We start from the raw sequence: 25622 nt of genomic DNA, 5'->3' as shown, positions 1-25622 counted from the left end.
AACTGCGGTCCCCGCTCCTAGCCCTGGTCGAACCAGTCCCGCGACGGGTTGGTGACCTCCGGAGCCGCGCGCTGCAGCCTGGGCTGGGCAGCCCATTCCACCCCGTTGGCGAGCACCCGCTGAATCTCGGGATGATGGTACACCGGGTACTCCTGGTCGCCTGGGCTGAAGTAGAAGATGCGGCCCTTGCCCCGGGTGAACGTGACGCCGGAACGGAACACTTCGCCGCCCTCGAAGGAGCTGATGAAGATCAGGTCGTCCGGGTCCGGAATGTCGAACAGTTCGCCGTACATCTCCTGCTCGGGGATGACGATGGGGCTGTCCACTCCCTCGGCGATCGGGTGCGAAGGCTTCACCGTCCACACGAGCTCGCGCTCGCCGTCGTTCCGCCAGGCAAGGGAGCAGCTGGTGCCCAGGAGCTTGGTGAACACCTTGGCGAAGTGCCCCGAGTGGAGCACGATCAGCCCCATGCCGCCCAGCACGTGCCGGTGGACGCGTTCGACGACGGCGTCACTCACCTCGTGATGGGCCATGTGCCCCCACCAGAGCAGGACGTCAGTCTCCGCGAGCACCTCCTCGTCCAGCCCGTGCTCATCGTCCGTGGCGAGGACCGCCGTCGTGATTTCCGCCTCAGGGTAGTAGGAGCGGAGCCCGGCAGCGATGGCCCCGTGGATGCCGTCCGGGTAGATCTCGCCGATGTGGGACGGCTCGTTGATGGCCTCGTGGACGCCCTCGTTCCAGACCCGGATTCTCAGCTTGTCGTTCATTAGAGACGAACCTCCCTCTGCTCCAGCGCCGACTGGTAGCACGCATCGATGATCTGTGCACGGTACAGCGCCAGGGAGCCATCGTGTTCACCCCAGACTTCGCCGCCGCCGCGCACTGCCGTGATGAAGTCTTCCACCACTGCATCGTGGGCGCGGCCAGGCAGGACCGGCGGCACGTAGTCGGCGGATTCGCCGTCCTTGTCTGTAAACACCCGGAGCTGGCCAACGGGAGGGAAGGGCGCGCCCTGCACTTTGAGCTCGGCGCCGCCATCGGTGCCGTAGACCGTGAAGTCCAGCAGATCGTCTGTTTCCCGGTAGGTGGCCCAGCTTGCCTCGATGAGCAGCGTTCCGCCGCCCTCAAGCCGGAGGAAGGCTGACGCGAAGTCTTCGACTTCGAACGCGTGGCTGGAGGCCAGGGCGGAGTACGCGCTGCCGCCACCGCGACCCTGCGGCCCGAGTTCTGAGTGTGTTGCGGCGGATACGGCCACCACCTTCGGTTCGCCCAAAAGGTGCAGGGCGTAGTCCAATGCGTGTACTCCAATGTCCGCCAGCGGACCGCCGCCGGCCAGTTCCGGGTTGGTGAACCAGCTTCCGATGGTGGGGATGCCGGAGCGGCGCAGCCACGATGCCTTGGCGTAGTACGGCCGCCCCAGGCCGCCCTCGTCGATGACTTCCTTGAGCGCCTTGATATCGCCGCGGCGGCGATGGTTAAACGCCACGTCCAGCACGCGCCCTGCCTTGCGGGCAGCGTCCACCATGGCCTGGCCCTCGACGGCATTGCGCGCGATAGGCTTCTCGCTCAGCACATGGACCCCCCGCTCCAAAGCGGCGATGGTGATGGGTGCGTGGAGGAAGGTGGGCACTGCCACGCTGATGGCATCCAGGCCGCCGTGGTCCAGCATCTCTTTCCAGTCCGCAAAGGCATTGGGAATGGAGTGCTCGGCCTGCAGCGAGTCCCGGAGTTCCTGCTCCATCCCGGCCAGCGACACGATGCTGACGCCGTCCAGGGCTGCGTAGGCCTTAAGGTGCTGCTGGCCCGCCCAGCCGATGCCGACGACCCCCACCCGCAATTCTGCCGGTGCTCCTTCGGGAAGAGCGGCGGGCTGCGCTGACGACTGCTGCTCGTTGTTCAAAAGGTGCTCCTTCTGGTGCTGAGGGAGGGAAATCTCGCGCTTGCAAGCGGCAGCTCCAGCACCCGCTGGAAGGCGTCCGCGGCCAGTGAACCTGTTCGTGCATACAGGCTATGTTGGTGTCCTCAGCTTAGCCGCCTGCCGCTCAAAGCGGTGGTGGTGCCGGCAGCAAGGGATACCTCAGACGTCTGTACGCTGTTCCAGCACCCCGGCAGTGAATTCAGGTACGTGCTTGCCGCGGGATGGTGTATGGCCACACGGTGATGTCCGCCAGGTAGTCCTGGGTTCCGTGTCCCTGTTGCGGCACTAGTGCGGTCAGCGGGACGCCTGAAACTCTCGTGTGAATGACTGAAACGATCATTTAACACAGCGGAAACCCACCCAAAAATGCCCGCCATACAGTTGGAACCAGACGGCTATAGCCGCCCTCCGCTGAACGTGGAATCGTCCCGCGTCCCTCCTCCGGAGCGGCTCTGACGGCAAGTTACCGTTCTCTCTTCACATCACGAAAGGGGTTTCCCATGGATTCGGGAAATGTCGCTTGGATTTTGACCAGCGCCGCGCTGGTCTGCATGATGATCCCCGCCCTGGCGCTGTTTTACGGGGGCATGGTGGGGTCGCGCCGCATCCTCAACATGATGATGATGTGCTTTGGCGGCGCCAGCCTGGTGGCCGTACTCTGGGCGCTGTTCGGATACTCGCTGTCGTTCGGGAACTCCGTGGGCGGGCTGGGGCTGATCGGTGACGTCACTGAGTTCCCCGGCATGGACCAGCTGCTGGCCGCGGATGAGGAGGCGTCCATCCCGGTCATCCTCTTCGCTGCCTTCCAGCTGTTCTTCGCCTGCGTCACCACTGCACTGGTGGCCGGTGCGGCCGCCGGGCGGATGAAGTTCGGCGCCTGGATGCTCTTCGCCGGCATCTGGGCCACCATCGTCTACTTCCCCATCGCGCACTGGGTGTTCGCCTTCTCCTCGGCGGACGGCAGCACCGTTGGCGGCTGGATCGCCAACGGGATCAAGGCCATTGACTTCGCGGGCGGCACGGCTGTGCACATGAACGCCGGCGCGGCCGCCCTGGCCCTGGCCCTGGTATTGGGCAAGAGCTCGGGCTGGCCCAAGGTGGAACACGCCAAACCGCACAGCCGGCCGCTGGTCCTGATCGGCGCCGGGCTGCTGTGGGTGGGCTGGTTCGGCTTCAACGCCGGCTCCGCACTGTCCGCCGGCCACTCGGCGTCGGTGGTGTTCCTGAACACCGCAGTGGCTGCCTCGGCAGGCCTCCTGGCCTGGTCCCTGGTGGAAAGGCTCCGCCGCGGCGCGGCCAGCAGCATGGGTGCGGCCTCGGGCCTCATCTCGGCACTGGTCGCCATCACCCCTGCCTGCGGCTCGGTCAGCCCGTTGGGAGCCATTGCCATCGGCGCGATCGCCGGCGCCGTCTGCTCGCTGGCCATCGAACTGAAGTTCCGCCTGGGCTTCGACGATTCGCTCGACGTCGTGGGCGTCCATCTGGTGGGCGGCATCCTGGGCACCCTGCTTATCGGCCTCTTTGCCACCGATGCAGCCCCGAACGGAGTCAGCGGACTCTTCTACGGCGGCGGGGTGGAACTGCTGGGCGTCCAGGCGCTGGCAACGGTCACGGTGCTGGTCTACTCGTTCGGCATCACCTGGATCCTGGCGAAGATCCTGGACCGGACCATCGGCCTGCGCATCAAGCCGGAGGACGAAATGCGCGGCATTGACCTCGCCGCACACTCCGAACTTGCCTACCTCACGGATGAGGATCCGGTGGAGCTGGGGTCACCGCAGCGCGGCTAGCTTCAGGAGTTCCGGGGGCCGCCCCGGAGTACGAGTCAGGCAGAGGGCCAACCCCTGGACCGGTGCCGGCAGCAGCCGGCTTATAGTTCCAGGGGTTGGCCCTTTGTCGTACTTAGTGTTCGGTGCAGACGAGGTTGCCGTCATGCACTTCCAGGACGGCAGCGCGGACGTGGCTGAGGCGGACCTTCGGGTCCGGGGCCATGGTGTCAATTTCCTCGCCGCCCCAGTAGGGGTGGGTGAAGTAGACCAGCAGGACCGCGGCATCGAGCACCCGGGGCGAATCGAAGTTGATGGAACCCAGATACGCCCACTGCACCCCAGGACGGTCAGGTGGTTCTTCGGCGCTACGCACATTCCCTGACGCGCCGATATGTGGGCAGCGCAACGGAATCCGCGCGTCGATACCGCGGTGGGGCCTCGAAAGTGCACTTGCGTATCGAAACCGGAGCGGTGGCCGGAACACTTACTCCTTGAACAGCTCCGCGAGGTCGTCGGCCGTGATGGCGCCGCCGGCCAGGGCGTCGCCCTCCATTACGTCGGAGAAGAGCTGGGACTTCCGGGCCTTCAATGCCATGACCTTTTCCTCGATGGTGTCCTTGGCCACCAGCCGGTAGACCATCACGTTGCGGGCCTGGCCGATCCGGTGGGTACGGTCCACGGCCTGCGCCTCGGACGCCGGGTTCCACCAGGGATCCAGCAGGAACACGTAGTCGGCTTCGGTGAGGTTGAGCCCGAACCCGCCGGCCTTCAGCGAAATCAGGAACACCGGCGCGCTGCCGTTCTTGAACTCGTTGACCACGTCGGCACGGTTGCGGGTGCCGCCGTCGAGGTAGCAGTACTCGATCTTTTCCTCGTCCAGCCGTTCCCGGACCTTGCCCAGGAAGCCGGTGAACTGGCTGAAGATCAGGGCGCGGTGTCCTTCGGCCACCAGGTCCTCGAGCTGTTCGAACAGCACGTCCAGCTTGCTTGAGCGGACGGCGGACAGCGACGCATCAATCAGCGAGGCATCCAGGCTGAGCTGCCGCAGCAGGGTCAGCGACTGGAAAATGGTGAAGCGGTTCTTGTTGACATCCTCGATCAGGCCCAGGATCTTCTGCCGTTCGCGCTGCAGGTGCGTCTGGTACACCTTCTGGTGGCGCGGATTCAGCACAACTTCCAGGATCTGCTCCTGCTTGGGCGGCAGGTCCTTAATCACCTGGTCCTTGGTGCGGCGCATCATCAGGGGACGGACACGACGGCGGAGCTTGTCCAGTTGCCCCTTGTCGCCGTTCTTCTCCACTGGCTTCTGGTAATACTCCGCGAAGCGCTTGGGGCTGGAGAACAGGCCCGGCGCCACGATGGACGTGAGCGCCCAGAATTCCATGAGGTTGTTTTCAAGGGGCGTGCCGGTGATGGCCAGCTTGAACGTTGCCGGCAGTTTGCGGGCGCACTGGTACGCCTTGGACTGGTGGTTTTTCACGAACTGCGCCTCGTCCAGCACCAGCCCGGACCAGTCCCGGGAAGCGTAGGACTCGTAGTCGATCCGGAAGAGGGCGTAGGAGGTGATGATGATGTCGGCGTCGCCCAGCACCGCCAGCGGATCCTGCCCGTTCTTGGCGAAGGTCTCGCTGATGGCGCGGACCTTCAGCCCGGGCGCGAAGCGCGCGGCCTCCGCTGCCCAGTTGCCCACCACGCTGGTGGGGGCAACCACCAAAAAGGCAGCCCCGGCGTCGGACGCCGTTTGTTTCGTCCCCGCATCCGGAGCCGCCGTGCCAGCGGCCGGTGCGGCGGCAGCAAGTGCAAGTTCCTTCGCCGCGCACATCAGGGCCAGCGCCTGCACGGTCTTGCCCAGGCCCATGTCGTCGGCAAGGATGCCGCCGAGGCTGTGCTTGTACAGGAAGGTGAGCCAGTTGAAGCCCTCCAGCTGGTACGGGCGGAGCTCGGCATTGAGGGTGGCCGGGAGCGGCAGGCCGTCCACGCCGCCCTCGAGCAGACCGCCCACTGCAGAGCGCCACGCTGCCGCCTGCTCGTCCACGATCCCCAGCTGCGCCAGCTCATCCCACAGGCCGGCCTGGAAGCGGCTGATCTGAAGCGGCGCATCCTTGTTGTCCTGCAGGGAACGGGCCTCCTCGATCAGCGCACGCAGCTGGTGCAGCTCCGGCAGGTCCAGGGAGAAGTAGGCACCGCTGGGCAGCAGCATCTTGGTCTGTCCGGCGGCAAGCGCGGAGAAAACAGCGGCGAAGGAAACCGGCTGGCCTTCCAGGGAGATCTGGATGCCGAGGTCGAACCAGTCCCGCTGTTCCGTGGCTTTCGTGGAGATGGAGACCACGGGGGCCTCCTCGGCTTCGCGGTAGTCGGCAATGTCGCCCACCGTTTCCACCTCGGTGTCCGGGGCCTCGCGGAGCCGCGGCAGGACATCCTCGGTGAAGGAGAGCGTGTCCAGCCCCTTCAGCTCTGCGGAAGCAGCCAGCCGCGGAGTGCCCCAGCCGTCCGTAGCGGATTCACCCAGTGCCGGCACCACGTCCCATGGCTGGCCGATGCCTTCCAAAATGCGGGCCTCGGCGGTGTCGTCGCGGTAGCCGTGGTCGCCGGGGTGCCGCCACAGCGGCTGGGCGGTGACAAGGTTTCCGGCTTTGTAGTGCCATTCCCAGTGCAGCCGCACACGGTGGTCCGCGCCGTAGTTCGCCAGCAGCGACAGTGTGGGAACAGCAAGTGCAGGCAGTTCAACGGACTCATCCCGCGCCGTGACCCGGGCCGTCTGCTTCAGCTTCGGATAGAAGCCGGTGAGGAAGCGTGACTCGTCCTTGGCCGGGATGTGCAGCGTGCTGCCGGCCGTGACGAAAGTCAGCAGCTCCTCGCTCAGCCCGCTTTCCAGCGGTGCCAGTGTGATGACGCCGTCGGGGTCCGGAACGCCCGGCAACGCGGCCTCCCCGGTGGTGAAAAAGATGCCGTGCGCCGGACGGCCTATGGTGCCAACCGCGGCGGGATCGATTTCCGCCCCCTCAACGGTGATGGTGGGCGAAAGCTCCAACCCGCCGTCGGACGCTGCGCCCGGCTCCGCTGCCGGCTCGCTGACCGGGGAGCCGTAGCGGCTCAGGCTGAGGCCGACGGCGGCCGGCGCCTCGGCGAGGCGGACGGGTTCGGTGCCGCGGGAGTGAACCAGTGCCAGGCCGATCTTGCGGGCGTCGACCAGCAGGCCCCAAAGGTTCTTGCCCGCGTAGGTGTTCAGGCCCAGCCAGAGGCCGGAGGAGTTGTAGCTCCGGCCGGCAGACGCGGAATGGGCGGCCAGGAACTCCTGCATCCACTCCACATGGGCGGGATTGCATTCCCGCCGGAAGTTCAGATAGCTCAGCGTGTTCCAGGAGACATCGCCGCGGATCCACTTTCCCTTGGCACCCATGATCACCGGCCGGGCCTTGAGCTGGCGGACGCTGCGCTGCGGATCGCGGCGGCCGGTGTAGGAGAAATGCGGGGCGGGCTCTTCGATCTCGAATTGCAGCGCCAGCGGGACGCCGCTGTTGGAAGGCGCGCCGCCGGGCTGGGAAATCAAGGGGCTGAGGGCCTGTTCCCAGTCAGACAGGGCGGCGCCGGACGGGGTGCGGGCCAGCTGGGCAGCGGTTGACGGCGCGAGCAACTGGACGCGGACGGCAGGGGTGTCCTCCGCGGCGAACAGGAGGGCAGCGACGTGCTTGCAGTCCTTGCGCACCGGGCAACTGCATACTCCCACCGTGCAGCTCCAGCCGCCGCCCTTGCGGACCAGCTTGGCGGTGGTGGAGTAAGGGACGTCCGCGCCGCCGCGGACCTTGCCCAGCATGAGCCCGGTGGCGGCGTCAAAGGAAATGCCCGAGACCCGGCCGCCCATGGCGTACGCCAGCCCGGCCGCCAAGGAACGGTCGTTGATGGCGGGGGTCTGTATTGCCAGGTCCGTACTCTCGTCCGGTTGGGATGGAATGGTGCGCGCTACTTTCAGCAGGCCGCGGCGGGGCCGGGGCCGGTGGTTGGTTATCTGATCCATCTTAGTTCGCCTGCGGGGGACGCCGTGCCGCCGGGCCTCAGGGGTGGGGAACCGCGCGGACCACCAAACTTCGCCGGACGTTCATATCCTCCTCAACGACGTGCAGGTCCCGTCCCCGTAGCGTGAAAAGCGTTCCAAGCACCGCCAGCACCAGCAGTGAGGATTGCCATGATCACCAGCCAGCAGCCTGTCGTCCTGACTAGCAGCAGCATCCACTCAAGCGACGAGGACGTCGTCGAGGCCAACGCCGGCATCGTGGAAGCAATGCATGCCGCCTTGCTCCGCATCGATGAGATGTCACCCCTTGCCGTCCGGAGCTACGCCGTGGACTTCTACCTCAGCCAGGCTTTGGAGGGCGGCTTCGCGCAGTACGTGTTCACCGCCGTCGACAGGGTTGAAATGGATTCTTTGGTCCGCGAAGGAATGGCGGGCATGGGCGCCGCCGCCCACCTTAATCTCTTTAACCGCGCCGCGGAGGTGTTCGACGGCCTGTCCGACGAAGACGCCGATCACTACCTTGACGGCGGCATCGGCCGCGCCGGGGAAACCCCCGACGGCGTCCTCCGCATGGAAGAACTCGACGGCGAGTTTGAGGAACTGCTCGAGCGGGAGAACATCACGGCGCGCAATGCAGCATGGCTGCGCAGCCAGGCCGAACTCCTGGTGCTGGACGACGAAGAGGTCGGCGCCTACATCGAGCGCCTTGCGTCGATGATCCCGGACCTGCCGCAGCGCAAGGCGCAGGCGGAGGCCTCGGCACTGGCAGAAGATGCCGACGCTGAGATGGTCGGCGCGTAGGGCTTTTCGGGGGGTGGCCCGAGGGCGCCCCGGCTGTTTTATGTGTTCTGCTCCAGGGCAGCGGCCAGGATGTCCAGCAGTTCATCGTCCACCTGGTCCGGGGATGTCAGGCGCACCTTCCGGGTGAAGGGGTCGTCCGCCCGGGTTTTGACAGCCTCGATCCTGCCTTCGGCGGGGACGTCGAGCCGGAGGGTCACGTCCACAGCCGTGTTGGTGGTCCTGGTAACCTGCGCGAACTTGCGCCGCGGGCTGTGGAGGGAGACATAGCCCTTCCGCATCTGGATCTGTACGCCTTCGGCGGCGGACGCCCATCCCAGGATGGCGTCCGCCACGGGCCTCAGGTGCGGGTGGCGCGCATACTGGCCGTCGATGAGTTCGTCGGCGTCCCGCAGCATGAACTCCGGATAGCCGAACATCTCCCATGACACGGCGTACTGGGCGTACCCGGTCACCCCGAACGCGTCGCGCATCCAGTCACGGAGCTCGGCATCACTTTTGATTCCGGCGGCGCGGGCCTTCTCCGCCCAGTACGCGGTGTCCTTCCCGGTCTTCCGCAGAAGGAGCGCCTTGTTGTTGTCAACCATGGTCTGCCAGGTACCGGCGGTTTTGCGGGGTTCGGGGATGCTGGGCATGCATCGATCGTAGCGGTGGCCCGGAGGTGTCCGGTTCCACCGCCGGTGCCACCAGGAAACGAGGCGATAAAAAGTTCTCCACAGCCGTAACCTTTCCGGCGGCACCGGCGATGTAGGACGTGATGGGCCCGCACGGCGGACCCGGATTGAAACGTGTTGTCTAGGTTTTGGAGTTTCTACATGTCGTTGTTCACCGTTCTCGCCACCAGCAAAGTAGCCGCCGGAGTACTGGCAGCCGGAACCATTGCCGTCGGTGGAACCGGCGCCGCCGCTGTTTCCGGCGTCCTGCCTGCCGAAGCTCAGCAGACCGCCCACAACCTCTTTGGGGCACCGGCCCCGAAACTGGCGGCAGAAGCAGCCGCTGACGCGCAGGCAACTGCCGAGGCCGCTGCTGATGCAGCCGCAGCCGCTGACACCAGCGTTGCCGCAGGTGCCGACGTTGAGACCGCTGGCGAAGCCACGGTCACCGACGAGAAGGTTGCCGCCCAGGCTGATGCCGCTGTTGCTGCGGATACCGCCGTGGACGCCGCCGGTGCTGCAGCCTTCGGCCTGTGCACCGCTTTCACCAATGGCGGCCTGAATGCTTCCTCCGAGGGCTTCTCCTCCCTGGTGATCGCAGCGGAAGGCGAAGCGAACGTCGAAAGCTTCTGCGCCGACGTCGTTGCCGAGGCTGATGCCGCCGCAGAGGCCGGTGCTGCCGCAGCCGGTTCCGCCGCTGTTGAGGTTGAGCGTCCCGAGCTGCCTGCTGTTCCGGCAGTGCCCGCAGTGCCTTCCGTTCCGGGTGTCGACGGCGAGCCCGCCGTTCCGGCCGTCCCTGCTGTTCCTGCCGTTCCCGGCGCTTCGGTCGACGGCGGCAGCGCCGCCGTGGACGCCCCATCCGTTTCGGTCCGCTAAGGACCGTTGGCTAGTGTGTACTGCGGGAAACTGCGCAGGTTCCGTTTCCCGCAGTACCGCAGTCCGGGTTGAAGAAACCTCGTTGGCTGTTCAACAGCCCGGCCCGGACCACCTGCAAGGCAGGCAATAAGACCATGGACTGGCAGTCCCCACCGGAAACCGGGACAGGCGCGAGCCGTATCCGGGGATGGAGTAGCCGCTGGTGCTAAGCACTTGGGCCCAAGAAGAGACCGACATATTCGAGAATGCGGCCGGAACGGATCCGGCCGTTCTGTTCGGTGCTGCCTATCGGTCCTTCGCCGGCCCCGTGCAGGGCTACCTCAGGGCGCGCGGAGTCGATGATCCCGAGGCGGTAACCCAGGACGTGTTCCTGGCGTTCTATCCGAAAATCAGCGGACTCACCGGTGGGCTCCAAGGCGCCAAGTCGCTGATCTTCTCCATTGCGCACGCGCGGATGGTGGACTACTACCGCCGCCTGGAGCGCAGGCCGCAGCTCAGCCCGTACGATCCCCAGCACGATGCAAGAACGACGCCTTCCGCCGAGGACCACGCCGTGGAACTGGCCGGCGGGGCCGCCGACATGCTGGCCGGACTCAGCGATGAACACCAGGAAGTGCTGGCCCTCCGCGTCGTGGCAGACCTGTCCATCGAACAGGTGGCCGCCACCATGGGCAAAAGCACAGGAGCCATCAAACAGCTCCAGCGCAGGGCCCTTCAAAACCTCAAAGCACAGACGCTCACAAGAAACCAGGCGAACCATGAGTGACACCGCAGGATCCCGCAGCGAAGGATTCGTTGACCAGTTGCTGCTGGAGGCAGGGCTGGAAGACGACGACCAGCTCCGCCCGGCACTGCAGGAACTCCGTGCCCTGGCAGGCGGCGCACCCGAACCGTCCGCCGCCATCGCCGCACTGATGGCGCCCGCTAAGGCCGCTGCGGTTCTTCAGGAAGTCCCGCAGCGTGCTGACGTCCAGCCGCGCGACGAACTGGCCGCCCGCCGCCGCACCAAGCGCCGCATTGCCCTCACTACACTGTCCGTGGCCGTTTCGCTCGGTGCCGGCGGCGCTGTTGCTGCGGCGTCGGACCAGGGGATCCGCGATTCCTTCAACCAGCTGAACCGGGTCATCACTTCCTTTGTCACCGGTTCCGGAGCGGCACCCGCCAGGCACCAGCCGGAGGAACCTGCCGCGCCCTTGCAACAGGTTCCCGCCGGTCCGGCAACGGTGCCGGCAGCGCCGGCGTCCTCGCCCGCCGCTAAGCCCCCGGTGGCGCCGCCGGCTGCTCCGACCATCACGGAGACGCCAGTCGCGGAGACTGCCGCCCCCGGCAAACCCGCAAAAGATCCTGCGGCTGAGCACGTGCCCACTACCGTCCCCGAACACCTCACCGACGGCTTGGGCCAATGGCCGCCGGTACCCGTCCCCGGCCCGTCAGACCTGCCCCTGCCGGGGACGCTACCCGCAGTCCCGCTGCCGTAAGGCGCCTCGCCCCGGCGACGCGCTGTGCCTGCTGCGGAGGTGCCTGCTACACCGCGTCCCTGGACCGGAATATCCCGTCTGGATCACATCGCCCGAATCATTTCGCCCGACGGGTCCGCGAGGTACCAGACGTCGTTGACGCCCTGGCCCATGACGTCTCCTGGCTTGGTGTCCTTCGCGAAGTAGTACAGCGGCATGCCGTTCAGGGTGACCTGCTGCTTGCCGTCCGGCGTGGGGATGGTGCCCAGCTCACCCGTGATGCCCTCCGCGGCCGGCGTCGCCGACTCCGTGAGGACGGGCGGCCATGCCGCCAGGCAGGCATCGGTGCAGGCGCTGGTTCCGGAGTCCTTAACGTCCTTCGTGAAGAAGTAGACGCTCATTCCGTTGGCATCCACCACGATGGTGCCCGCGCTTGAAGATGCCGTCTTGAGGCCGACGGCAGCACTTGCCGCCGACGTGGGGGTGGCCGATGAGGGGGAAACAGAGGCGGCGGGCGCGGTTGCAGAGGCCAGGGGTGTTCCTGCCGTGACAGCCGGGCTGGTTTCCGGCGACGTGCCGGTACCGCCTCCGCAGCCAGTCAGTGCAGCTGAAAGGGCCAGGATGGCGAGGCCTGCGCTCACATGGTGTTTCATGGCGTTGCTCCTTGGCTGGGCCCGGCGTCGGATCACCGGACGCTAACCCCTACCACGCGTCGGGACGGAAAATGGTTCACGGCAGGTGCCCCCTGTTTGAACTTTTCGCCGGCTGGCGGCGTTTTCAGGGGGTAAGCGGAAACCTTGAATAAAGCTGAGGCGGGAGGGGCGTCATGCCGCTCGATGACGATGTGGTGGAGTCCATCTACCGCGAACACGGCCCCGCGCTCCGCCGTTTCGTCATCAGCGCCTCCAAGGACCCCCAAGCGGCCGAGGATGTGGTGCAGGAGACGGTGCTCCGCGTGTGGCAACATGCCCCGGACATTGACGGCAGCCTCCGCAGTTACCTGTACCGGACGGCCAGGAACATCATGATTGACAACTACCGGCGCGCCCAGCGCCGGCCCGAATCCCTCGAAGGCAGCCCGGACGCTGCCGGGGTCAGGGAAAAAGTGGATGAGCTGCTCACCCGGGTGCTCGTGGAGGAAGCCCTGCTCCGGTTGAGCAGGGAGCACCGGGATGTCCTGGTGGCCCTCCACTACCGCCGGCTCACCGTCAACGAAACCGCGGTGCAGCTTAATATCCCCAGCGGGACGGTGAAGTCCCGCGCGTACTACGCCGTGAGGGCACTGCGCACCATCCTGGACGAGATGGGGGTGGAACAGTGAAGGCAGCCGATTCACACCAGTTGCTCGGCGCCTACCTCCTGGGCGGCCTTGATGCCCTTGACCGGGCAGCTTTTGCCGCCCACCTCAAGCAGTGCGCTGCCTGCCGGGAGGAGCTGGCCAGGCTCGAGGGGATTCCCGTAATCCTGGATAACCTTCCCGTTCCAGACGCGGTGTCGCTGACCCTCGATTCACGTGCCACTGCCGCCACCGGCTCGTCCACTGCAGCGCCGCTCCTTGCCAAACTGGCAAACCGTCGTCGGAAGATACGACGGCGGAGGGCGGCGCTGCTGGCTGCGGTCGCCGCGGCTTGCCTCACCCTGGGCATCCTGGCGGGGCCGCTGTTGGCCCGGCCCGACTCGCCCGACGCCACATACTCCGTGCAGTCAGGGGGAGGGCTGCAGTTCAGCATCGACCTGGCCCGGAAGACCTGGGGAACCGAGCTGGCCGTGAACGGAAGCAGCCTGCCGCAGGACGGGACGTTGTCGCTGTGGGTGCGGGACCGCGGCGGCAGTGAAGACCGCGCGTGCGCCTGGACTGCAACACCCGGTGGAAGGGTTCGGGTCACCGGGGCCACACCCATCCAGCTGGGCAGCATTTCGAGCGTTGAACTGCGGGACGGCAGGCAGCAGGCCGTCGCTGTCATCACTGTGCCGTGAGTTGTGCTGCCTTCCGGTCACCTGGTCATCCGGGCCAGCCTGGCGCGCACCATCATGAACACGCCGTACAGACGAGGCCCTAGCCCACCGCGGCGAGGAGGTACATGCCCAACGGCTGGTCGCGCAGGGCCCGCAGGCCGCCGTCGAGCCCGGTCGAATCCTCAGGGGGGACCTGCAGGGTGGCGACGGCGATCAGCAGGCCCGTCAGCAGCAGCACCGTTCCCTTGGCAACGTAACCTGCCACGCCCAGGACGGTCACAGCTGTGCGCAGGAACGGGGACGCCGGCGTGGCAAGGTGCTTTTGAAACGCCTTCCGCAGGCCGCGGATGCCATAGACCACCCCTGGCACGGCGATGGCGGTGCCGAGCAGGACCAGCAGGGCAACACCGCCCGGTGCCTTCATCAGGGCAACGGTAAGGTCGCTGGCGGCCCTTTGGTTGTCCGCGCCCGAGCCTGTTCCCCTGGCGAAGGACACCAGCGTGAGCGCAAGCCCGGCGAACACGAGGGCCTGCGCACCCGCCTTGGCCTTTTCCCGGCCTTTTACCTGGTGGGCAGGTGGTTGTAGTCAAAGATGGCGTCACGTTGTAGTCAAAGATGGCGTCACTGGTTTGCCAGAGTGCCAGGGCCCGCGCAGGCTGCAAAACTCGCCCATAACAGGAAGGGTCCTGCAGGCTGGATGGCGAGCTCCGCCACCGCACCGCTGAAATCGGCGTTCCCGGTCCCGCCAAAAGCCAGCCGGATGGCCGATCGCGCCCACCAGCAGATGCAGGATGCCGCTCGCCGCGAACCCAGCCCTGGCAAGCAGTTCCAGCGTGCGGGAGTTGGTGACGTTCTCCGTCGCGTCCACGGCCTGCCTGAGTTCGCTTTTGGTGGCTGTTCCTCTGTGCAAGTGCTGTGCTGATGCGCGTGCCCTGCACATAGGGCAATCGTGCCATGTCCGTTTAGTGGCCGGACAGAGGCCTCTGCTACCGCCGGCGGTAGCAGAGGTCGAAGATCAGCCGCCCGGCCTCGTGTGCCTTCGCCTCGAAGCTGGTCCGGATCCTGCCCTCGAATCGTGGTGCCCAACCCCCTGTTTCGTCGATTCCTTCGTTGGGTCCGGTGTGCTCGGTGCTGACCGGGGCGCGGCCCTCCCTCACCGGCGCGCCACCCACCACGGACTCCACGCCGGACTGCCACACGTGCGTCAGGGGGCTTTCGGGTCCGCGGCGCTCGCCGGTGTGCAGGTTTTCGAAGTCCTCTGAACCGGCCAGGACGTCCCGCACGTGGACCGCATAGTTGGACCAGTCGGTTGCGATCCGCCACAGCCCGCCCGGTTTAAGTGCGCGGGCTGCCAGCTCCGCGAACTCGGGCTGGATCAGTCGGCGCTTGTGGTGCCGGGACTTGTGCCACGGGTCCGGGAAAAATACCCACAATTCGGTGACCGAGCCGGGCGGGAGCATGGTGGCCAGGACTTCCGGGGCGTTGGCCTCCACTACCCGTACGTTCTGAAGGCCGCGGCTGTTGATTTTCATGATGGTGTTGGCGAGCCCCGGGGTGTAGACCTCCACGGCCAGGAAATCGGTGTCCGGGTTCTGCTCGGCGGCGTGGCAGATGGCGTCGCCCAGGCCGGAACCGATCTCGACGATCAGGGGTGCCTTGCGGCCGAACTCCGCCTCGGCGTCGAAAACATAGTCGGGGTGGACAGAGGTGTTGGCAACGTGGCGCGGGACGTTCACAGCCCACCGCTCCGCGTGCTCTTCCCACGCAGCTTGCCGGCGGCCCTGCAAGCGGGTGCCGCGGCGGACAAAGCTGACCGGCCGGCCGCCGTACGTGCCAAAGGAAGCCTGTGTCCCGGGAGTGACGGGCCTCGGGGCATGCGGCTGCTGGGGATTTTCTGGGGATTCGCTCATCCCCTCCAGAATACCGGTGGCCGGAGGAGGGGAAGAGTGCCATCCGGACAGCTATGGAACCGGCGCAAAGAGTCGGCAAAGTAAGCCCGATCCACTCAAAAAATGCAGCGTGACGAGCAGACCGACGAGGAAGAAGATGCCCATAAACGTCAACGAGGTCATCGCCACAACCCAACTGCTGGACAGGCGCCTTGACTTCCGCAGGCAGGAACGGGCCAGTGAGACAGAGCTGACTCCCACGAGAAAGGGGAGGCTCCAGAAGAAGACGGGTGCCAGCCAAGTCAGCGGCGTATGAGTGGTGGGTCCCGCCGTCAGCAGCATGGTAAATAAACCGATGGGACCGCTGATGTAGATGCTGATGGGTGAAAGGAAAGCAAGGATCAGGCTTCCGATGGCCGCACGATCGGTCACATCTGAAAGCGCGGAGTCTTGGGGTGGCGGGCCCGGGCCGGGCGGTTGGACGCTGCTCATGCCTCCCACGCTATGGTCGAGGGCTTGCCGGCAGTAGGTCTCCGGCCGCTATGTGGATAACTTCGTCCGCCGGTCCTCCTGCAAGAATGGGCGGGTGACGGAAGCGACAGACGCGGCGGCGAAGAAGCGGCGGACCGGGCAGCCGGCGGCGGAGCGCCAGGCCGAAAACCCGGTGCAACCAGACAACCTGGTGGACGCCGAGATAGATGAGCTGCCTGCCCCCGCGCCCACAGCCCTGGGCAGCCGTCGCCAGCTCGCGTACCTGGGGCTGTGCCTGGTCCTGATCGGCCTGAACCTGCGAACGGTCTTTTCCAGCTTCTCCGCGGTCCTGCCGGAGGTAACAGCCCAGGCGTCGCTCCCCGGGTGGGCCGTGGTGGTGCTGACCACCGCGCCGGTGACGCTGCTGGGCGTGTTCGCTCCGGCTGCGCCCGTGCTTGCGCGGCGGTTGGGAGCGGAGCGGGTGCTCCTGGGCGCCATGGCTGTCCTGACCGCGGGACTCCTGCTGCGCCCTGCCGAGCTGGGTTTCCCCGGAGCCGGGCAGGTTGCCGGCCACCTGCCCGCGCTGCTCGCCGGGACCGCCGCCTGCGGGGCCGCCATCGCGCTGTGCAACGTGCTCCTGCCCGGGCTGGTGAAGCGGGACTTCCCGCACCGGCTTGGCCTGATGGGAGGCCTCTACACCACCGCCATCTGTGCCTCTGCTGCATTGGGCGCGGGCCTGACCTACCCGGTCTATACGGCCACGGGGGAGTGGACGCTGGCCCTCTGGTCCTGGGCGGTTCCTGCCGCCGTCGTGCTCCTGCTGTTCCTGCCGGTGGCAGTCCGCCAGCCCCGCGTCAAGCACCAGGCCGTCAGCACCGGGGTCAATGTATGGCGCTCCGCGGTGGCGTGGCAGGTCACCATCTTCATGGTGCTGCAGGCCATGATGTCCTTCAGCGTCTTCGCATGGCTGGCACCGATCCTGCGCGAACGCGGCGTGGACGGGGGCACCGCCGGGCTGATCGTGTCCGTGAGCATTGTGCTGCAGATGCTGGGGTCCCTGTTCGCGCCCGCACTGGCCTCCAGATTCCGGGACCAGCGCACCATCAACACAGTGGTGGCCCTCATGACCGGCGGCGGCTTTGCGCTGAGCATCTTCGGCCCGCTGGAACTCATCTGGGTGTGGGCCGGCCTGCTGGGGCTGGGCCAAGGAAGCCTTACCGCAGTGGCGCTGACGATGATCATGCTCCGCACCCGCGACGGGCACACTGCAGCCCATCTTTCCGGCATGATGCAGGGCGTTGGCTACGGGCTGGGTTCCACCGGGACCCTGATGGTGGGCCAATTGCACCAGGCCACCGGGTCCTTCAAGGCCGCCGGACTCCTGTTCATCATGGTCGGCCTGCTGGCGGCCGTCTTCGGGTACCGCGCCGGCCGCAACCGGTACGTCAGCTAAGGGGCCCGGGACAGTGCAGGACTCCGTTGTACCGGCCACCCGTCCCGCCGCGGGCATTCTTCGCGGCCAGTTCCTGTGGGTAACGGTGGGTACGTGCGCCCTGGTGTTCCTGGCCGCCTTCGAATCGCTTGCCGTGACCACCATCATGCCCCTGGTCAGCCGCGAACTCGGCGGCGCGAACCTCTACGCCCTCGCCTTTGCCGGGCCGCTGGCAACCGGGGTGATCGGCATGGTTGCGGCCGGAAACTGGTCCGACCGGCGTGGACCAACAGCCCCGCTTTACACGTCGGTTGCCCTGTTTGTGGCGGGCCTGTTGATCGCGGGAACCTCGGTGTCCATGCCGGCGCTCGTCACCGGGCGCCTGGTGCAGGGCCTCGGCGGGGGAGCGCTGACCGTGGCGCTCTATGTGCTGGTGGCACGTATCTACCCCGGGGCGCTGCACCCCAAGATCTTCGCCGCCTTTTCCGCTGCCTGGGTGGTCCCGTCGCTGGTGGGGCCGTTCGCAGCCGGAATCGTGGCCCAGGTCTTCAGCTGGCACTGGGTGTTCCTTGGTGTGGTGGGGCTGGTTATTCCGGCACTGGCAATGATCGCGCCGGTGCTGCGCAGGCTGGTCCCGGAGGTTCCGGAGGCTGCAGCGACCCCGTGGGCGGTGGACCGGCTGGCATGGGCAGTGCTCGCCGCCTTCGCGGTGCTGGGGCTCAACCTGTCCGCCCAGGTGGACATCCCGGGCATTCCCGCCGCCACCGCTGTTCTGGCGGTCGCAGCCGTCGGGGTGGCACTGCTGGCCGTCCGGCGTCTGGTTCCCCTCGGCACCCTCACGGCCAGGCGCGGGCTGCCCAGCGTCATCCTGACGCGCGGGCTCGCGTCCGCGGCGTTTTTTGGGGCGGAGGTCTACCTGCCGTACCTGCTGATTGAGCAGTATGCATTCTCGCCCACCTTCGCCGGGCTGACTCTCACCGCCGGCGCCTTGGCGTGGGCGGGCGCGTCCGCAGTCCAAGGGCGCCTGGGCGGCCGCTTGTCCCACCGGACAGCGGTGCGGATCGGGGCGCTGATGGTCCTGGCTGCGGTGGTACTCGCCCTGGCAACCGCCGCACTTCATTGGCCTGCCGCCGTCGCCATTGCCGGCTGGATCTTAGCCGGCGGCGGGATGGGACTGCTCTACCCACGGCTCAGCGTTATGACCCTGGCACTGTCCAGCAAGGAAAACGAGGGCTTCAACAGCTCCGCGATGTCCATCTCAGACTCCCTGGGCGGCGCGCTCGCCCTGGCCACCACCGGCATCGTGTTCGCAGCATTTACGACCACGGCGGGATCCTTCGCCGGGGTCTTCGGCCTCGCCGCCGTGGTGGCCACAGCCGCGGCAATCGTTGCGCCGCGGGTCACCGCCAAAAACCCGAAGTGATCAGGGGAGCCGGGTGGCCCGCAGGACCACATCGGCGATCGTTGCGCGCTGGCCCTCCGGTCCGGTGACCGGGCGCTCCCGGCTGGTGAGGACCTCGAGCTGCCACTCTGGAGCGTCCAGCCCGAGTTCCTGCACCAACTCGTCGCCGGTGTAGAACATCTCCCTGTGGTTATGGTGGTCGCTGCCCCACGGCGGAAGCCGGTCCGGGTGGTGGCCCACGATCAGCAGGGTGCCGCCGGGCTTCACTGCCGACGCCGCTGTCCGGAGCGGCCCCTGCCAGGCGAGTTCCTCAGAGTGCAGGAACTGCGAGGTCACCAGGTCGTAGGAATTGCCGGGATCCCAGTGTTCGAGGTCGGCTTGCTGCCAGGTGATGCGGCTGGTGATGGCGCCCTCGGCGGCATGCACGCTTTCCCGCGCCAGCGCGGCTTTCTCGTGGGCGCGGGCCCGCTCCAGTGCGACGGCGGAAACGTCGACCGCGGTCACGGTCCAGCCCTGCTGTGCGAGCCAGATGGCGTCCGCCCCTTCCCCGCAGCCGAGGTCGAGGGCCTTCCCGGGGCGCAGGCCGCCGGCTTCCCGGACAAGTTGCGGGTTCGGCTTTCCGCTCCAGAGCCTGGCCTTGGTCCGGTACCGCTCGTCCCAAACGGAGGCGGCATCATTGCCGCGGATCCCGCTCCCTATCCCGCCGCTCAAGGTGCCGCTGCCGCCGTGCGACGCTTCGTCGTCGTGTGTTCCATGGTGGCCGGCGTGTTCGCTCATGCCACAAGCCTGCCCTGACCTGCCGGCCAAGGCAACGGGGAGGGGAGGTGAAGGCCGGGAAGAGGGGCGGCGGCAGGGGATGCTAGAGTGGAGGTACTTGATGTGCAGTGATGCCCGCTCGCTCCGCCTTTCAGGAGTTCCTTATTGGGGGAGTGGGCATTTTTCATGTGAGAGGCACATCCTGCGTCGATGAACGCGTTCCATTTGGTCCCGGCCGCCGTCCTGCCAGTGGCAGTTGGCCGGTTGACCACCTGAATTTTCTTCGGCGAACCCCCTGGGCCAACCGGCGTCGGGGGCCGATATCCGCACGGATACCGCCTGAAAGACCTTTGACTTTGACTACATTTGCTGCCCTCGGCACGCCCAAGGCCCTTGCCGACACCCTCACCGCACAGGGAATCGAGACTCCGTTCCCCATTCAGGTGAAGACCCTCCCTGACACCCTCGCGGGACGCGACGTCCTGGGCCGCGGCCGCACCGGCTCCGGCAAGACCATCGCCTTCGCCATCCCCCTGGTGGCCCGCCTCGCCGAACGCGAAGCCCCGTACTTCCGCAAGCCCGGCCGCCCCATGGGCCTGGTCCTTGCACCCACCCGCGAACTGGCCACCCAGATCAATGCCACCATCGAGCCGCTGGCCAAGGCCGCCGGCCTGAACACTACCGTGATCTACGGCGGCATCTCCCAGGCCCGGCAGGAGAAGGCCCTGCGCGCCGGCGTCGATATCGTCATCGCCTGCCCCGGCCGCCTGGAGGATTTGATCCGCCAGCGCATCCTCACCCTCGAGGCCGTGGAGATCACCGTCCTGGACGAGGCGGACCACATGGCAGACCTCGGCTTCCTGCCCGTGGTGAAGAAGCTTATGGACATGACCCCCAGCCAGGGCCAGCGCCTGCTGTTCTCCGCCACCCTGGATAACGGCGTGGACAAGATCGTCCAGCGCTACTTGTCCAACCCGCTGACCCACTCTGTGGACGATCCGCAGGCAGCGGTGACCACCATGGAGCACCACGTGCTGGTGGTCAACGACCAGACCGTGAAAAAGCAGCTGATCGTGGAGCTCGCCTCCGGCGCCGGCCGCCGAGTCCTCTTCATGCGGACCAAGCACCACGCCCGCAAGCTGGCCAAAACCCTCACCGACGCCGGGATCCCCGCCGTCGATCTGCATGGCAACCTGTCGCAGAACGCCCGTGACCGTAACCTCGCCGAGTTCTCCAATGGCGACGTCCGCGTCCTGGTAGCCACCGACGTCGCAGCCCGCGGCGTGCACGTGGACGACGTCGAACTGGTCATCCACGTCGACCCGCCCACCGAGCACAAGGCGTACCTGCACCGCTCCGGCCGTACGGCCCGTGCCGGTTCCGACGGCACCGTGGTGACCATCACCCTGCCCGAGCAGCAGACCGACGTGAAGAAGCTGATGAAGGCCGCCGGCGTGGACGTCAGCTTCGAACGCGTCACCGCCACGTCGCCCATCGTGGGTGAACTGGTCGGCGAGATCGCGGACAAGGTTGACCCGCGGACCCGGGCAGCACTGCAGGCTGCCAAGGCACCGAAGCAGGGCGGCGGCACCTCCACCGGTGCCAACGCCGAGCGCAAGCGCGCCCGCCGCCAGGCTTCGCCGGTTGCCGGTGGCCGCGGCGGCCGTGGAGGACGCGGCAAGGTTTCGGCCGAGCCGGTCCGCACAGACGTTCCGCGTGCCGAGCGCCGGGCAGCTGCCTTCGAGGGCCGCGCCGAAGCCCGCGCAGCGTTCGACCGCGTCGCAGAGCAGAACGAGGACCGTGCCATTGCGGCAGCAGCTGCACGGCGCAACGCCCGCGGCCGCGGCACGGCGTCCACCCACCGCAATGACGTTCCGGCCGCCGGTGGCCGCGCAGCAGCCGGCCGCGGCTCAGACGGCCGCGCCGAATCACGCGTGACCCGAAGCGAAGTCCCCCGTGGCGGCACCGGCCGCCCCGCAACATCCGGTGGCGGCCAGCGCGGCGGCCGGCCGGCAACGGGCCAGCGGGCAGCAGCGGGAGCTTCCCGTGGCGGCCAGCGTTCGGCTGCGGCTTCCTCTGCCGCAGGTTCCGGCGGCAGCAAGGCCGTCTGGTCCTCCAACACCGGCGGCACGTCCGGCGGATCGTTCGGTGCCGGCAAGAGCAGCGGCTCAGGCCGCCCCGCCCGCAGCGGTCCCCGCCGCGCCTCGGCTCCGGCATCCAACGAACGCCGCGGGCGCTAGCATTACGGGGTTTCGCTACAGAAAATAGCTGGGGCACGCAAAATGCGTGGTGCTACGGATATATCCCCAGCACCACGCATTTTAGCTAGCACAAATCACGAAGCGCAGCGCCAGCCGTGAAAGCTACCAGCCGCGGGCGCGCCACTCCTCAAGGTGCGGGCGTTCGGCGCCGAGCGTCGTCCCCCTGCCGTGGCCGGGATGCACGACGGCGGCGTCCGGGTAGGTGCCGAACAGCCGCTCCGTGACGTCATCCAGCAGCTGGTTGAACCGCTCCGGGTCTTTTTGGGTGTTGCCCACACCGCCGGGGAACAACGAGTCGCCAGAGAAAATGTGTGTCAGCCCCCGCGGGTCCTCGTACACATAGGCGACTGATCCGGGCGTGTGCCCGCGCAGGTGGATCGCCGTCAGCTCGAACCCGGCCACGGCCAACGTGTCCCCGTGCCCGAGCCGCCGGTCCACGCGAACAGGCAGCGCGTCGGCGTCGTCACTTCCTGCTGCGGTGGCTGCACCGGTGACATCCGCCAGTTCCTTCAGCGCCCGGACGTGGTCCCAGTGCTGGTGGGTGGTTGCGATGAGGACGAGCCTCGGCGGGGCCGCGGTGTCAGCACTCGCATCCTGCAGCAGCTGCTGGATGGCCGGAAGGTCGTCCGCGGCGTCGATCAGTACCTGCTCGCCGCTGGCTTTGGCGGTCAGCAGGTACACGTTGTTGTCCATCTCGCTGACGGAGATCTGGCGGATGGTCAGGGCCGGCAGGTCGTAAAGAAGTGTGTCCATGGGCTTCAGTCTAGGGATGACTGCTTGCGGCCCTGGTTACTCGCGGCCCTCCGACACCCAGTTGGGATCTGCCGAGCGGGAACCGACGACGGCGTCTGAGGCCCGGGCAAGCGCGTCCAGTTGCGTCGTGGTCAGGGCCAGGGCCAGGGCACCCAGGTTCTCGTCGATCCGGTGCCGCTTGCGAGTGCCGGGGATGGGAACCACCGGCAGCCCCAGCCGCTTGCCTTGGGCCAGCAGCCAGGCCAGGGCAACCTGGGCGGGTGTCGCGTCCAGTTCGTCAGCCACGGACTGGACGGTATCCACCACTGCCTGGTTTGCGTCGGCGGCATCGGGGGCGAAGCGGGGGATCCGGCGTCGGAAATCCTTTTCGCCCAGGCTTGAGGCGTCAACGGTGCCGGTGAGGAATCCCCGGCCCAGCGGCGAGTACGGCACAAAACCCACCCCCAGGGCGGCGGCGGCAGGAACAACGTTGCGTTCCACGTCGCGGCTCCAGATGGACCATTCACTCTGGACCGCCGCAATGGGGTGGATGGCGGAGGCTTCTTCCAGCTCCTGGGCGGTCACTTCGGACAGTCCCAGGTGCCTGACTTTGCCCTGCCGCACAAGCTCCGCCATGGCCTCCACGGTTTCCACAATCGGAACGCGGAGGTCACGGCGGTGCATGTAGTAGAGGTCGATCACGTCAGTGCCCAGCCGCCGCAGGCTGCGGTCCACGGCCTGCCGGATGTAGGCGGCGTCGCCGCGGATGTCCGTATAACCCTCCAACGGCGTCCCCACCAGGCCGAACTTGGTGGCCAGCTGCACCTCGTCCCGCCGCTCCTTCAGCAGTTGCGCGATGAGTTCCTCGTTGCTGCCCCCGCCGTAGATATCCGCGGTGTCAATAAAGCTGACACCGGAGTCGACGGCGTGGTGCAGCGTCCGGAGCGCATCCTCCTGGTCCACCTCCCCATAGACCGGGGTGAGCGCCATTCCGCCGAAGCCGAGCGGGCCGACGCTAAGGTTGTCGCCGAGGTTCACATTTGCTGCCATATAGGTTCTCCTGTTCGTTGCGGTGCTGGCTGCAGTGTTGTTGCGGGCGCTCAGTGCCAGGGGATGATGCGATCCGCAGACGGGCGGGTTGCCTGGATCAGAACGGCGTTGGCTTCGTCCGGGCCTGACGCCCACGCCTCGGCCGCGCTCCGGTCCATGCCGAACGAGACGTGCCGATCCACCAGCCGGCTGATCCGCAGATCCTGCGGAGTATCCACGAACCACACCTCGTCCAGCTGTGCGCGGATATCCTTCCAGGGCTCCTGCTCCATCAGCAGGTAGTTACCTTCGGTGATAACCAGTGGAACCTCGGCCGGGACGGCGATCGATGCCGCCACCGGCTCGTCCAGGGTCCGCCGGAATTCCGGCGCGTACACCACGGGCTCATCCCGGCGCACCAGGCGGCGGAGCAGCGAAAGATACCCGCCGCCGTCGAACGTGTCCATGGCCCCCTTGCGCTGCCGCAGCGGTGTGCCGTCGATGATCGCGTTGCCCAGGTGGAAGCCGTCCATCGGCACCACCACGGCCTGTCCGCGCCCGAACTGCTGCCGGATCCATTCCGCGAACGTCGATTTACCCGAGCCGGGCGCCCCGGCAATGCCCAGGATGACCCGTGCCCCGGGAACCAGCCGCCGGCGCAGGGCGTGTATCGCTTTAGCTGTCTCGGGGGAGTCCATGGCAAAAGCCTAGACCGAGTGCCGCCGGAGCATGCGCTGAGTCTCCCAACCTTTGGCTTTGGGAAGGCGGCGTTCGACAGCGTTTTGCCGGGACACGCCGTCGTCGCTCCCTAAAGGCGGTAAGAGTCACCGGTGGGCTGCTCCTTGCCTCCGGGCAGGGCCTTCAACCCGGCAGCGCAGCCTACGATTCCGGCGATGAACAGCAGTTTCAGCACGCTGAAGGGTTCCACGCCGGTGGCCATCGCCCAGGCGACCGTGAGCGCGGCGCCGGTTCCCACCCAGACTGCATACGCGGTGCCCAGCGGGATGTGCCGGATGGCCATGCCCAGGCCCAGCATGCTCAGGGTGGCCGTGACGGCGAAAACTAGGGTGGGAAGCGGCTTGCTGAAGCCGTCGGACAGGCCCAGGGCCGTAGCCCACACGGCCTCCAGGACCGCAGAGGCCAGCAGAACCAGCCACGGAATGGAACGCCGGAACATCACGCCACCACCTTCAAGCCGACCACGCACGCGGCGATGCCGGACAACAGCAGGAGGCGTGCCGTCGTCAGGCGCTCCACCTTGGTGACAATGGCGTAAGCGGATGTCAGCACCACGCCCACGCCCACCCAGACAGCGTAGGCAGTGCCGGTGGGAATGGACTGCATGGCGACGGCCAGGCCGCCGGTACTGGCAGCAACCGAGACCAGGAACAGGGCGGCGGGGGCGATCCGGCGCCGGCCCGACGTTTGGGAGGCGCGGTGCAGCGCTGCGGCCCAGACGGCTTCAAGGGCGCCGGAAAGAATGAGTATCAGCCACGACATGATGAATCCTTTGGCCAGTCTTGTCGTGCGCCGGGTACTGAACCGTCGTCCGGAGGCCCGGTGCTGGGCCTTGTTTCCAGCGTAGCAACGGCCGACGGCGGCGGGCCACCTTGGTGCCTAACCTCACCACCGGCGAGGTCTTAGAGGGCGCCGCCCGCTGCCTCGGGGGCGGCACTGTCCCGGCCGCCGTCGCCGATGGTTTCCCGGGCAATAAAGTTCTCGATGTCGAACAGGTTGTCCGCCCGTTCGGCAATGTTCAGCAGGGTGGTCATGGAAGCCACTTCTTCCACCTGCTCCTTGAGGAACCACAGCATGAACTGCTCGCCCAGCGCATCGTCCTCGCCGCGCGCCGCCCGGAACAGATCCTCGATGTTGCGGGTAACATCCTTCTCCTGCTGCAGGGCAAGGGCCAGCGGCTCGGTGACCGAGGCGAAGTCATTGCGTACCGCGGGAACGCCGGGAATGGTGAACGGTATGTCCCGGTCCAGCATGTACTGCACCATCATCATGGCGTGGTTCCGTTCCTCCACTGACTGCCGGTAGAAGTACTTAGCCAGCTGGGGGAGGTCCTGGTTCGCGAACCAGGTGGCCACGGCAATGTACTGCTGCGAGGCCGTGAACTCATTGCCGATCTGCGTGGACAGGAGCGCGTTGAACGATGAAGTGGTCATAGCCCGAGTCTAGGGACGGTCCTGTTGCGGGGCCAGAGTG

At 67.0% G+C, this 25622-nt stretch carries 25 protein-coding genes, 1 pseudogene and 1 riboswitch; of the genes and pseudogenes, 10 read left to right on the top strand and 16 right to left on the bottom strand.

Features of this window, described 5'->3' with window-relative positions:
- Window positions 1–17: 17 nt before the first annotated feature.
- Both FDW81_RS16585 and FDW81_RS16580 read right to left on the bottom strand, forming a co-directional pair.
- A complete protein-coding gene (locus FDW81_RS16585; RefSeq protein ID WP_138135312.1) occupies window positions 18–767 on the bottom strand; it encodes a ThuA domain-containing protein in 750 nt (249 codons plus the stop codon).
- A complete protein-coding gene (locus tag FDW81_RS16580) occupies window positions 767–1900 on the bottom strand; it encodes a Gfo/Idh/MocA family protein (RefSeq protein ID WP_138135311.1) in 1134 nt (377 codons plus the stop codon). Before FDW81_RS16580 ends, FDW81_RS16585 begins: the two co-directional genes overlap by 1 nt.
- A gap of 518 nt (window positions 1901–2418) precedes the next feature.
- Between FDW81_RS16580 and FDW81_RS16575 the strand changes: the two genes are divergently transcribed.
- Window positions 2419–3708: an ammonium transporter gene (locus FDW81_RS16575; RefSeq protein ID WP_138135310.1), complete on the top strand. Its 1290-nt coding sequence runs from the start codon at window positions 2419–2421 to the stop codon at window positions 3706–3708.
- A gap of 112 nt (window positions 3709–3820) precedes the next feature.
- Here the strand turns inward: FDW81_RS16575 and FDW81_RS16570 are convergent, their stop codons facing one another.
- The gene (locus FDW81_RS16570) at window positions 3821–4024 is read right to left on the bottom strand and encodes a hypothetical protein (RefSeq protein ID WP_240720368.1); all 204 of its coding nucleotides are present in this window, start codon (window positions 4022–4024) and stop codon (window positions 3821–3823) included.
- Window positions 4025–4171: 147 nt separating this feature from the next.
- Window positions 4172–7639, bottom strand: a complete 3468-nt coding sequence (locus FDW81_RS16565; protein WP_138135345.1) for a DEAD/DEAH box helicase — start codon at window positions 7637–7639, stop codon at window positions 4172–4174.
- A gap of 231 nt (window positions 7640–7870) precedes the next feature.
- On the opposite strand from FDW81_RS16565, the gene FDW81_RS16560 reads away from it, so the two are divergent.
- Window positions 7871–8500: a hypothetical protein gene (locus FDW81_RS16560; protein ID WP_240720367.1), complete on the top strand. Its 630-nt coding sequence runs from the start codon at window positions 7871–7873 to the stop codon at window positions 8498–8500.
- 38 nt (window positions 8501–8538) lie between these two features.
- Here FDW81_RS16560 and FDW81_RS16555 read toward each other — a convergent pair whose 3' ends face one another.
- Window positions 8539–9132, bottom strand: a complete 594-nt coding sequence (locus FDW81_RS16555) for a DUF5655 domain-containing protein (protein ID WP_138135309.1) — start codon at window positions 9130–9132, stop codon at window positions 8539–8541.
- 180 nt (window positions 9133–9312) lie between these two features.
- Here FDW81_RS16555 and FDW81_RS16550 point away from each other — a divergent pair, with 180 nt between their 5' ends.
- The 3 genes from FDW81_RS16550 to FDW81_RS16540 all read left to right on the top strand — a co-directional run bounded on the left by FDW81_RS16550 (window position 9313) and on the right by FDW81_RS16540 (window position 11504).
- Window positions 9313–10026, top strand: a complete 714-nt coding sequence (locus FDW81_RS16550) for a protein tyrosine phosphatase (RefSeq protein ID WP_138135308.1) — start codon at window positions 9313–9315, stop codon at window positions 10024–10026.
- 202 nt (window positions 10027–10228) lie between these two features.
- Window positions 10229–10792, top strand: a complete 564-nt coding sequence (locus tag FDW81_RS16545) for an RNA polymerase sigma factor (RefSeq protein WP_138135307.1) — start codon at window positions 10229–10231, stop codon at window positions 10790–10792.
- On the top strand, window positions 10785–11504 hold the full coding sequence (locus FDW81_RS16540) for a hypothetical protein (RefSeq protein ID WP_138135306.1): 720 nt from the start codon (window positions 10785–10787) through the stop codon (window positions 11502–11504). The genes FDW81_RS16545 and FDW81_RS16540 overlap by 8 nt, the downstream gene beginning before the upstream one ends.
- 83 nt (window positions 11505–11587) lie before the next feature.
- On the opposite strand, the gene FDW81_RS16535 is transcribed toward FDW81_RS16540, so the two are convergent.
- The gene (locus FDW81_RS16535; RefSeq protein WP_138135305.1) at window positions 11588–12136 is read right to left on the bottom strand and encodes a hypothetical protein; all 549 of its coding nucleotides are present in this window, start codon (window positions 12134–12136) and stop codon (window positions 11588–11590) included.
- Window positions 12137–12309: 173 nt separating this feature from the next.
- On the opposite strand from FDW81_RS16535, the gene FDW81_RS16530 reads away from it, so the two are divergent.
- Both FDW81_RS16530 and FDW81_RS16525 read left to right on the top strand, forming a co-directional pair.
- On the top strand, window positions 12310–12804 hold the full coding sequence (locus tag FDW81_RS16530; protein WP_138135304.1) for a sigma-70 family RNA polymerase sigma factor: 495 nt from the start codon (window positions 12310–12312) through the stop codon (window positions 12802–12804).
- A complete protein-coding gene (locus FDW81_RS16525) occupies window positions 12801–13460 on the top strand; it encodes a zf-HC2 domain-containing protein (RefSeq protein ID WP_138135303.1) in 660 nt (219 codons plus the stop codon). The genes FDW81_RS16530 and FDW81_RS16525 overlap by 4 nt, the downstream gene beginning before the upstream one ends.
- A gap of 17 nt (window positions 13461–13477) precedes the next feature.
- On the opposite strand, the pseudogene FDW81_RS18780 reads toward FDW81_RS16525, so the two are convergent.
- The 3 genes and pseudogenes from FDW81_RS18780 to FDW81_RS16510 form a co-directional block, all read right to left on the bottom strand.
- Window positions 13478–14379 (bottom strand): annotated as a pseudogene (locus tag FDW81_RS18780) (DUF1206 domain-containing protein).
- A 46-nt stretch (window positions 14380–14425) separates the two neighbouring features.
- Entirely contained in the window at window positions 14426–15349 is a 924-nt protein-coding gene (gene trmB, locus FDW81_RS16515) for a tRNA (guanosine(46)-N7)-methyltransferase TrmB (protein ID WP_138135302.1), read from the bottom strand.
- Between the two features lie 51 nt (window positions 15350–15400).
- On the bottom strand, window positions 15401–15820 hold the full coding sequence (locus FDW81_RS16510) for a hypothetical protein (protein ID WP_138135301.1): 420 nt from the start codon (window positions 15818–15820) through the stop codon (window positions 15401–15403).
- Window positions 15821–15914: 94 nt separating this feature from the next.
- Here FDW81_RS16510 and FDW81_RS16505 point away from each other — a divergent pair, with 94 nt between their 5' ends.
- Window positions 15915–17252, top strand: coding sequence for an MFS transporter (locus tag FDW81_RS16505; RefSeq protein ID WP_138135300.1), 1338 nt, complete (start codon window positions 15915–15917; stop codon window positions 17250–17252).
- 13 nt (window positions 17253–17265) lie between these two features.
- The gene (locus FDW81_RS16500; RefSeq protein WP_138135299.1) at window positions 17266–18654 is read left to right on the top strand and encodes an MFS transporter; all 1389 of its coding nucleotides are present in this window, start codon (window positions 17266–17268) and stop codon (window positions 18652–18654) included.
- Here FDW81_RS16500 and FDW81_RS16495 read toward each other — a convergent pair whose 3' ends face one another.
- Window positions 18655–19410 (bottom strand): bifunctional 2-polyprenyl-6-hydroxyphenol methylase/3-demethylubiquinol 3-O-methyltransferase UbiG, encoded by a 756-nt coding sequence (locus tag FDW81_RS16495; protein ID WP_138135298.1) that lies wholly within the window; start codon window positions 19408–19410, stop codon window positions 18655–18657.
- Window positions 19411–19745: 335 nt separating this feature from the next.
- On the opposite strand from FDW81_RS16495, the gene FDW81_RS16490 reads away from it, so the two are divergent.
- A complete protein-coding gene (locus FDW81_RS16490; RefSeq protein WP_138135297.1) occupies window positions 19746–21629 on the top strand; it encodes a DEAD/DEAH box helicase in 1884 nt (627 codons plus the stop codon).
- A 123-nt stretch (window positions 21630–21752) separates the two neighbouring features.
- Here FDW81_RS16490 and FDW81_RS16485 read toward each other — a convergent pair whose 3' ends face one another.
- The 6 genes from FDW81_RS16485 to FDW81_RS16460 all read right to left on the bottom strand — a co-directional run bounded on the left by FDW81_RS16485 (window position 21753) and on the right by FDW81_RS16460 (window position 25582).
- Complete coding sequence (locus tag FDW81_RS16485; protein ID WP_138135296.1) at window positions 21753–22403, bottom strand: MBL fold metallo-hydrolase; 651 nt, start codon at window positions 22401–22403, stop codon at window positions 21753–21755.
- A gap of 36 nt (window positions 22404–22439) precedes the next feature.
- Complete coding sequence (locus FDW81_RS16480; protein ID WP_138135295.1) at window positions 22440–23432, bottom strand: aldo/keto reductase; 993 nt, start codon at window positions 23430–23432, stop codon at window positions 22440–22442.
- Between the two features lie 50 nt (window positions 23433–23482).
- Entirely contained in the window at window positions 23483–24109 is a 627-nt protein-coding gene (locus FDW81_RS16475) for a nucleoside/nucleotide kinase family protein (protein WP_138135294.1), read from the bottom strand.
- 110 nt (window positions 24110–24219) lie between these two features.
- Window positions 24220–24588: a multidrug efflux SMR transporter gene (locus tag FDW81_RS16470; protein ID WP_138135293.1), complete on the bottom strand. Its 369-nt coding sequence runs from the start codon at window positions 24586–24588 to the stop codon at window positions 24220–24222.
- Window positions 24588–24911 carry a multidrug efflux SMR transporter gene (locus FDW81_RS16465; RefSeq protein WP_138135292.1) on the bottom strand — a complete coding sequence of 108 codons (324 nt, stop codon included), beginning with the start codon at window positions 24909–24911 and terminating at the stop codon, window positions 24588–24590. The genes FDW81_RS16470 and FDW81_RS16465 overlap by 1 nt, the downstream gene beginning before the upstream one ends.
- Window positions 24912–24920: 9 nt before the next feature.
- Window positions 24921–24985, bottom strand: a riboswitch (guanidine-III (ykkC-III) riboswitch).
- Window positions 24986–25051: 66 nt separating this feature from the next.
- Complete coding sequence (locus FDW81_RS16460; protein ID WP_138135291.1) at window positions 25052–25582, bottom strand: ferritin; 531 nt, start codon at window positions 25580–25582, stop codon at window positions 25052–25054.
- Between the last annotated feature and the right edge of the window lie 40 nt (window positions 25583–25622).

This window comes from Pseudarthrobacter sp. NamB4, assembly GCF_005796185.1.
Lineage (GTDB): Bacteria > Actinomycetota > Actinomycetes > Actinomycetales > Micrococcaceae > Arthrobacter.
Note: the sequence above shows the minus strand (reverse complement) of the source record. Positions and strands in the feature narration are given on the sequence as shown.

Bases quoted from the DNA above. Each gene is read 5' to 3' on its own strand.
- FDW81_RS16475 (WP_138135294.1), bottom strand. From the start codon at position 24,109: ATGGACTCCCCCGAGACAGCTAAAGCGATACACGCCCTGCGCCGGCGG.
- FDW81_RS16540 (WP_138135306.1), top strand. From the start codon at position 10,785: ATGAGTGACACCGCAGGATCCCGCAGCGAAGGATTCGTTGACCAGTTG.
- FDW81_RS16480 (WP_138135295.1), bottom strand. From the start codon at position 23,432: ATGGCAGCAAATGTGAACCTCGGCGACAACCTTAGCGTCGGCCCGCTC.
- FDW81_RS16495 (WP_138135298.1), bottom strand. From the start codon at position 19,410: ATGAGCGAACACGCCGGCCACCATGGAACACACGACGACGAAGCGTCG.
- FDW81_RS16530 (WP_138135304.1), top strand. From the start codon at position 12,310: ATGCCGCTCGATGACGATGTGGTGGAGTCCATCTACCGCGAACACGGC.
- FDW81_RS16535 (WP_138135305.1), bottom strand. From the start codon at position 12,136: ATGAAACACCATGTGAGCGCAGGCCTCGCCATCCTGGCCCTTTCAGCT.
- FDW81_RS16485 (WP_138135296.1), bottom strand. From the start codon at position 22,403: ATGGACACACTTCTTTACGACCTGCCGGCCCTGACCATCCGCCAGATC.
- FDW81_RS16510 (WP_138135301.1), bottom strand. From the start codon at position 15,820: ATGAGCAGCGTCCAACCGCCCGGCCCGGGCCCGCCACCCCAAGACTCC.
- trmB (WP_138135302.1), bottom strand. From the start codon at position 15,349: ATGAGCGAATCCCCAGAAAATCCCCAGCAGCCGCATGCCCCGAGGCCC.
- FDW81_RS16575 (WP_138135310.1), top strand. From the start codon at position 2,419: ATGGATTCGGGAAATGTCGCTTGGATTTTGACCAGCGCCGCGCTGGTC.
- FDW81_RS16470 (WP_138135293.1), bottom strand. From the start codon at position 24,588: ATGTTCCGGCGTTCCATTCCGTGGCTGGTTCTGCTGGCCTCTGCGGTC.
- FDW81_RS16460 (WP_138135291.1), bottom strand. From the start codon at position 25,582: ATGACCACTTCATCGTTCAACGCGCTCCTGTCCACGCAGATCGGCAAT.
- FDW81_RS16585 (WP_138135312.1), bottom strand. From the start codon at position 767: ATGAACGACAAGCTGAGAATCCGGGTCTGGAACGAGGGCGTCCACGAG.
- FDW81_RS16550 (WP_138135308.1), top strand. From the start codon at position 9,313: ATGTCGTTGTTCACCGTTCTCGCCACCAGCAAAGTAGCCGCCGGAGTA.
- FDW81_RS16465 (WP_138135292.1), bottom strand. From the start codon at position 24,911: ATGTCGTGGCTGATACTCATTCTTTCCGGCGCCCTTGAAGCCGTCTGG.
- FDW81_RS16555 (WP_138135309.1), bottom strand. From the start codon at position 9,132: ATGCCCAGCATCCCCGAACCCCGCAAAACCGCCGGTACCTGGCAGACC.
- FDW81_RS16560 (WP_240720367.1), top strand. From the start codon at position 7,871: ATGATCACCAGCCAGCAGCCTGTCGTCCTGACTAGCAGCAGCATCCAC.